Below are 6,958 nucleotides of genomic sequence, written 5' to 3'. Positions count from 1 at the left end.
TCCGTACGGAGCGTACGGACCTGCGGGGTGCTTCTACGTTTCTGCTGCGTGATGACGGCAGCGTCGCTACAGATTGAGCTTCTTGAAGACCGATTCCGGAATGTGCCGGATCACGAACATGATGATCTTCCAGATGCCAGGTACGTACAGAACATCTTTCTTCGCGTGGATCGCGTCGACGATGCTCTGCGCCACCTTATCCGGATCGGCGAACTTCTCGCTGCCCTTCATGCCCATGGTCATAGCGGTCTTCACCGGACCGGGCTTGATGGTCAGCACGGTGACACCCAGGCGGTCCACGCGGTTGCGCAGGCCATCCAGGAAGGCAGTCAGGCCGGCCTTTGAAGAGCCATAGACATAGTTGGATTTACGTCCGCGCTCGCCGGCCACGGAAGAGATCACTGCCAGCACGCCACGGCCCTGCTTGACGAAGTAGTTCGACAGCCAGGTGCACAGCGAGACCGGCGACAGGAAGTTGGTGTACAGCACCTGTGCGGCTGCGTTGAAGTCTTCTTCCGACTGTTGCTGCTCGCCCATGATGCCGTGGGCGAGATAGGCAACGTCCAGACCGCCCAGTGCGTTGATGGAGTCGGCTAATAGCTGCGGATGCCGTGCAGTGTCATCCAGATCGGCGACTGCGGTCTCCACAAGCCTGGCTCCGCGCGCGCGCAGATCGGCGGCAACGGCAGCCAGCTTATCGGCGCTGCGGCCTACCAGCACCAGGCTGGCGCCCTGTTTCGCCCATACGCGGCACGTAGCTTCGGCAATGCCGGAGGTTGCCCCCAGTACAAGAACTCGTTCGCTCATTGGTGTTGTTCTATTCCTCTCGTGTCACGCGCTCCCAGAAGCTGGAGGAGAGCAGCGGGTCTTTGTAGCGCAGGAACTGCTGCCACTCTGGATAACTCTTCTGGTATTGCCCAGCGGTCATGCGTGCATCTTTGGCCGGGTACAGCTTGCCGCCGAACTCCAGCGTCATCTGTGCCAGGCGATCGAACAGCGGGAAGCTCCTGCCGGGTTTGATGGGGAAGTCCAGCGCCAGCGTAATACCGGGCTGCGGAAAGCTGAGCAGACCCGGCGACGGAACATCGCCGAAGGCCTTCAGTACAGCCAGGAAGGAGGCGAGACCACTCTTCGCAACTTCGTTCAGGATGGCAATGGTGCCCTCGCGCGCATGCTCCCATGGAATGGCGTACTGGAACTGCAGCAGGCCACTGGTGCCATACATGCGGTTCCACTTCAGCACCTTATCCAGCGGGTAGAAGAAGGGCTCATAGTCCTGCAGCGCGGTGACGCGCTTCTTCATCTGCTTATGGAAGAAGACTGTGTTGAAGGCGGCAACCGAAGCCGAGTTCAACATAAAGCTCGGAGCTTCGATGGGGAAGATCAGCTTCGGCTCGGGCGAAGGCTTCAGCTCTCCCGGATTGCGGGTGTGGTCGCCCTGCATAAAGACGCCACGGGCAAAGTTCTTTCCGGTCGAGGAGCAATCGATCCAGCTGACTGTGTATTCCACGTGCTTGCTGGCTTCAGTCAGCGCGAGAAACTCGTCCACTCCGTGGAACTGGATTCCCTCGTAGTCGATCTTGCGGCTGACGATGGGCTTCATCTTCAGCTTCGCCCAGGTGATGACACCGGTGAGGCCCAGACCGCCGATCGTGGCGGCATACCAGTCAGGGTTCTCCGATGCGGAGCAGCGCAGATGGGTTCCGTCCGAACGCACCAACTCAAACTCCGGCACATGGCAGCCGAAGGTGCCGGCCACGTGATGGTTCTTGCCGTGAATGTCGTTGGCGATCGCTCCGCCCAGGGTCACATACTTTGTGCCGGGGGTGACGGGCAGGAAGTAGCCGCGCGGAACGCAGAAGTCCAGAATCTGCGCCAGCGTCATGCCGGCCTCCGCGGTCAGCACGCCGGTCTCCGGATCCCAGCCCAGGATGCGGTTCATCCCGGTAGTGACCATCAGATTGCCGTCTTTCAGCAGGCAGACGTCACCGTAGCTGCGGCCCATGCCCACGGCAAGTGCGCCGTTATGCATGCCGCCATGACGGGAAACGATGGCGGGAAAGTCACTCTGCCACTGCAGGGGAACTACATTTGCGTTGTACTTCGGATAGCGGCCCCACGGTTCAAAGGGAGGCTTTCCGGTCATCTGGTCGTCGCTCTGGTCAGGTACGCTCAAGGTTCTTTGAGGGGATCCGGCGGCAGTGGCCATGAAGACAGCATAGCTGATGGAGTTTACGGAATCGCAAAAACCCTCCGGTTCGGTCGAGTTCAGTATGTTCGTCCTGCCGGGGTGCCCCGCCCTCACAACGTTAGGGTGGGCAGGAAGTCACGGACGCACACGGTTCGCGCGGTAGCGCGCATACCCACGTCCCCAAGGGACACCACCCCCAACGAACAAGTTCGTTGGGGACCCCGGACATGGGGCACCCAGGCTATGGGCACCGTAAACTCAACGGGCGCGACCGAAGTCGCGCCCGTTTGTTTGAAACTTTGCAGCAGTTACTTACGCAGCCTGCTTGGCGGCGGCGTTGGCATCCTTGGCCTGCTGGGCCAGGGCGGTGAAGCCTGCGGCGTCGTTCACGGCGATGTCGGCTAGAACCTTGCGGTCCAGCTCAATGCCAGCCTTCTTCAGGCCACTGATGAACTGCGAGTAGCTCAGGCCATTCAGCTTGGCGGCGGCGCCGATACGGACGATCCACAGAGAGCGGAACTGACGCTTCTTCTGCTTACGGCCGGTGTAGGCAAACTTCAGACCGCGCTCAACAGCTTCCTGCGCTGCCTGATAGAGCTTCGATTTTGTGAGGAAGTAACCACTTGCGCGCTTAAGAATCTTTTTGCGCCGGTCACTGCGTTTTGTGCCACGTTTTACGCGAGGCATCGTATTTCTCCTTTTGCGTACTTCGTTTTGGCGGCTGGAGGTGAGAGTACCTCTTCACGCGCTTGCTGCTTCAGGTCTGGTGTCGGTGTTGCACCCTTGTGCTCACCGAGGGGCCGGTACGCTTTTCTTGGCCCGTTGCTGTCTCCAGCGGCTCAACCTGAAATGGTTCAGATTCTGCCTACGCTCACGCGTAGGGAATCATGCGGCTGACCTTTGCGTGGTCGCCGTCGGAGACATAAGACGACTTGCCGAGCTTGCGCTTCGTCTTTTTCTCCTTCGAGGTGAGGATGTGGCGCATCTTCGACTGACCGCGCGACATACCCGTGCTTCAGATATACCGGATACCCGGTCAGCGTCGCACCCATCTCTAATTCCCGGAACCCTTCGGCCGCGGCGGCCTCCTCGGCCGTACGCAATACCAGGCTGCCTAAACCTTTACGGGCATGGTCCGGATGCACAAAGATCGCCCGGATCTTGGCCGCATCCTTTGCCGGATCGAGCAGCTCCGGTTCTTTGGTTTCGACCTGCGCATCGCCTCCGTAGAGGGTCTTGCGGCGGCTCCAGCCTCCGCAGGCGGCAAAGGCGCCGTCCGGCGCCTCTACGACGAAGTAGGTGCCGTCGGCGACCAGGCGGGTATCGACGGTGAAGATGGTGCGGACGGCGGCATTAATCTCCGCCGGACCGTAGTCTCCGGCCTGTAGTGAGCGGACCGAGATCTCCAGCAACTGTTGCAAGTAAGGGACATCCTCGGCCCGTGCCGTCCGCAGTGTGTATTCCATGAAAAAAGTGTGCCATTTTCCGCGAAAAACGCCATGTTTTGGCGCCCGGGCGCACCAGCAGAAGACCCCCTAAACGTGCTAAAATAAGCATGTCATCGAAGTTTCGAACGGCCACTCTAAGGCGCTCAAATTCAGTAATTTACGGAGCCTGATGTCCACTCAGAATGTTCTCCCCGAAGCACTGCCGGCTACCCAGCCGAGCGGCTCATATACCAGCGAAAATATCAAGGTGTTGGAAGGCCTTGAGGCCGTCCGTTTGCGTCCTGCCATGTACATCGGTTCCACCTCCGAGCAGGGGCTGCACCATCTGGTTTATGAGGTCGTCGACAACTCGGTCGACGAGGCCCTGGCCGGCTATGCAACGAAGATCGATGTCGTGATCCACGTCGACAACTCCATCACCGTCATCGACGACGGCCGTGGTATCCCCGTGGACGAGAAGACACTGCCCAACGGCGATCGTATGCCCGCCGTACAGGTGGTGCTTACCAAGCTGCACGCCGGCGGTAAGTTCGACGCCAGCACCTACAAGGTCTCCGGCGGTCTGCACGGYGTRGGCGTAAGCTGCGTCAACGCTCTCTCGGAAGAGTTCGATGTCGAGATCTGGCTTAATGGCCAGACCTACGAGCAGACCTACTCCAAGGGCGACCCCACCAGCACTGTTCGTCAGACGGGCGTGACCAAACGGCGCGGCACCAAGGTGCACTTCCTGCCCGACAGAACCATCTTCACGGTCACCGAGTACAACTACGACACGCTGGCCAACCGTCTGCGTCAGCTCGCCTTTCTGAACAAGGGCATCGAGATCACGCTGACCGACGAGCGCACCAGCGACGCCAAGACCGGCGACGCCAAGACGGCGACCTTCGCGCTGACGCGTACCATCAACGCCGCCGGTCAGTCTCTCGGTCTCTTCAAGGACCTGAAGGAATCACTCTCGGGTGACGACGTCCGCGAAGGCCTGGTCGCCGTGATCTCGGTCAAGATTCCGCAGCCGCAGTTCGAAGGTCAGACCAAGGGCAAGCTGAACTCCGATATCTCGGGCCAGGTGCAGAGCTTCGTCAATGAGCGCCTGGGCGCCTTCTTCGAGCAGAATCCGCAGGTGGCCAAGCGCATCATCAACAAGGCTATCGAAGCAGCACGCGCCCGTGAGGCAGCCCGTAAGGCTCGTGATCTCACCCGCCGTAAGGGAGCGTTGGACGGCGGCGGTCTGCCGGGTAAGCTGGCCGACTGCAGTGAGAAGCAGCCTGACCGTTGCGAGCTCTACCTCGTCGAGGGTGAGAGCGCAGGTGGAACCGCCAAACAGGGCCGCGATCGTAAGTTCCAGGCCATTCTTCCGCTGAAGGGTAAGATCCTCAACGTCGAGAAGGCCCGCTACGACAAGATGCTGGGCCACGAAGAAATCCGTGCCATGATCACGGCGCTGGGCGCCGGTATCGGCAAGGACGACTTCGACGCAGCTAAGCTGCGCTACGGCAAGATCATCCTGATGACCGATGCCGACGTCGACGGATCGCACATCCGTACGCTGCTGCTGACCTTCTTCTTCCGTCACATGACGGAGCTGATCCAGCGCAGCCACGTCTACATCGCGCAGCCGCCGCTCTACAAGATCAAGAAGGGCAAGTTCGAGCAGTACATCAAAGACGACCGCGAGTTCGTGAAGGTGATGGTCAAGCGCGCCTCTGACGGCATGGTGATTCGCTACGGCGAGAATGCTGCCGCGCTGGAAGGCCGTGCCCTGACTGACTTCATGGGCAAGCTGAACGACTATATCGGCTTCTTCGACAAGGCCAACAAACGCTTGCGCAGCGAAGCGGTGACGGCGGCCTTCGCCAACCTCTTCGCACACGAAGGCAAGGATCCGTCGAGGCGCGCCGACTTCGAGACGCAGGACAAGATCAAGGAGCTTCGTGCGACTCTGATCGAGATTGGCAAGGAAGCCAAGTTCAAGGGTGTCTCCGATCCTATCCTCGACGAAGAGCATCAGACCTGGTCGGTAAGCTTTACGGACTCGAATGGCGCCGAGCGCAAGCTCGACTGGACACTTGCCTCCACGCCTGAGATCCGTCAGCTCTTCGGTAAGCACGCGCAGATCAAGGAACAGCTCCAGCCGCCGTTCATGATCGAGTACGTGCAGAAGGGCGCCAAGGCCGATGCGGACGACATCGTTGAAGAGCAACAGACCGAAGGTGTTGCCGAGGCCGCTTCCGCGCCTGGCACCGCCGTGCAGAACAAGGGCGCCAAGCGTGCCTCCAAGCTGCCGCAGGATCCGGTCGAGAAGAAGTCCGCGCGTGACCTCTTCGAGTTCGTCATCGAGCAGGGCCGTAAAGAGTACGACGTACAGCGTTACAAGGGCCTTGGCGAGATGACCGCCGAACAGCTCTGGGAGACCACCATGGATCCCGATCGCCGTACGCTGCTCGAAGTGAAGCTCGAAGACATCGCCGCCACAGAAGAGATCTTCACCACGCTGATGGGCGAAGACGTCGAAAGCCGCCGCCGGTTCATCGAAGAGAACGCACTCGATGTAAAGAACCTCGACATCTAATCCAGAGTTCAACCCAACAGAAGAGGAGGCCTCGGCCTCCTCTTCTGTTTTCTTCAACCATTCCCGAGTGTGGCATCTGAAGTTCCTAGAGCCTATCGACAAGCACCCATACACTGGGTGCCCCATCCATCGCAATGCGATGGGTGGGATATTCGCACGGTTGGGCGAATCCGGGTGGGAGCATCGGGGTCTCCCATATCAGACCGACAGAATTTATCGAAACCCTAAAGAGCTGTTGTCCTGAACCGTAGCTGAAGGACCCGCTTTTTAGCAGATCGTTCGACAACCTACAATAAAAACAATGCCTGCCTATCTCATCACGCACGGCCACTATCTCTGGCTGATCCTTGCATCCTTTATCGCAGGCGTGATGAACGCGCTGGCGGGCGGAGGCTCGTTCGTCTCCTTCCCGGCGATGCTGGCAGTCGGCGTGCCTCCCATCCAGGCGAATGCAACCAACACGGTGGCTATCTGGCCGGGGCAGCTCACCTCGCTTGCCGCTCTGCGTGAAGATCTGCGGCGCGATGCGGTCTGGGTCGTGATCGTCGCCTCGGTGATCGGCGGCATCGGCGGAGCGATCATTCTGCTGCACACACAGCAGCAGACCTTTCTGCACGTGCTGCCGTGGATGCTGTTGGCGGCATCGTTGCTCTTCGGCGTCAGCGGACGCATCTCCCGCTGGCTGCGCAGCCGCAGTGAGCATCACCACCTCGATCACCGGGTTCCGGCGCTCTACGTGCTGCTCTGTCT

Annotated in this window: 5 protein-coding genes and 2 pseudogenes; 2 read left to right on the top strand and 5 right to left on the bottom strand. The window is 59.9% G+C overall.

All coding sequences use genetic code 11. From position 1 onward, the window contains the following. Positions 1 to 66: 66 nt before the first annotated feature. From AB4043_RS18915 to AB4043_RS18895, 5 genes and pseudogenes are all read right to left on the bottom strand, one after another. Positions 67 to 807, bottom strand: coding sequence for an SDR family oxidoreductase (locus AB4043_RS18915; RefSeq protein WP_442301854.1), 741 nt, complete (start codon positions 805 to 807; stop codon positions 67 to 69). A 10-nt stretch (positions 808 to 817) separates the two neighbouring features. Next, entirely contained in the window at positions 818 to 2,146 is a 1,329-nt protein-coding gene (locus AB4043_RS18910; protein ID WP_442302012.1) for an FAD-binding oxidoreductase, read from the bottom strand. A 357-nt stretch (positions 2,147 to 2,503) separates the two neighbouring features. Beyond that, positions 2,504 to 2,878 carry a 50S ribosomal protein L20 gene (gene rplT, locus AB4043_RS18905; protein ID WP_442301855.1) on the bottom strand — a complete coding sequence of 125 codons (375 nt, stop codon included), beginning with the start codon at positions 2,876 to 2,878 and terminating at the stop codon, positions 2,504 to 2,506. A 184-nt stretch (positions 2,879 to 3,062) separates the two neighbouring features. Next, positions 3,063 to 3,197 (bottom strand): annotated as a pseudogene (locus AB4043_RS18900) (50S ribosomal protein L35); the annotation flags it as partial. Between the two features lie 46 nt (positions 3,198 to 3,243). Further along, positions 3,244 to 3,657 (bottom strand): annotated as a pseudogene (locus tag AB4043_RS18895) (GNAT family N-acetyltransferase); the annotation flags it as partial. A gap of 151 nt (positions 3,658 to 3,808) precedes the next feature. Between AB4043_RS18895 and AB4043_RS18890 the strand changes: the two are divergent. Next, the gene (locus tag AB4043_RS18890) at positions 3,809 to 6,208 is read left to right on the top strand and encodes a toprim domain-containing protein (RefSeq protein WP_442307773.1); all 2,400 of its coding nucleotides are present in this window, start codon (positions 3,809 to 3,811) and stop codon (positions 6,206 to 6,208) included. A 301-nt stretch (positions 6,209 to 6,509) separates the two neighbouring features. Further along, positions 6,510 to 6,958: sulfite exporter TauE/SafE family protein (locus AB4043_RS18885; RefSeq protein WP_442307772.1), on the top strand; the 449-nt coding region annotated here is incomplete at its 3' end.

Source organism: Terriglobus sp. YAF25 (assembly GCF_052113305.1).
In the GTDB taxonomy this organism is placed as follows: Bacteria; Acidobacteriota; Terriglobia; order Terriglobales; family Acidobacteriaceae; genus Terriglobus.
Note: the sequence above shows the minus strand (reverse complement) of the source record. Positions and strands in the feature narration are given on the sequence as shown.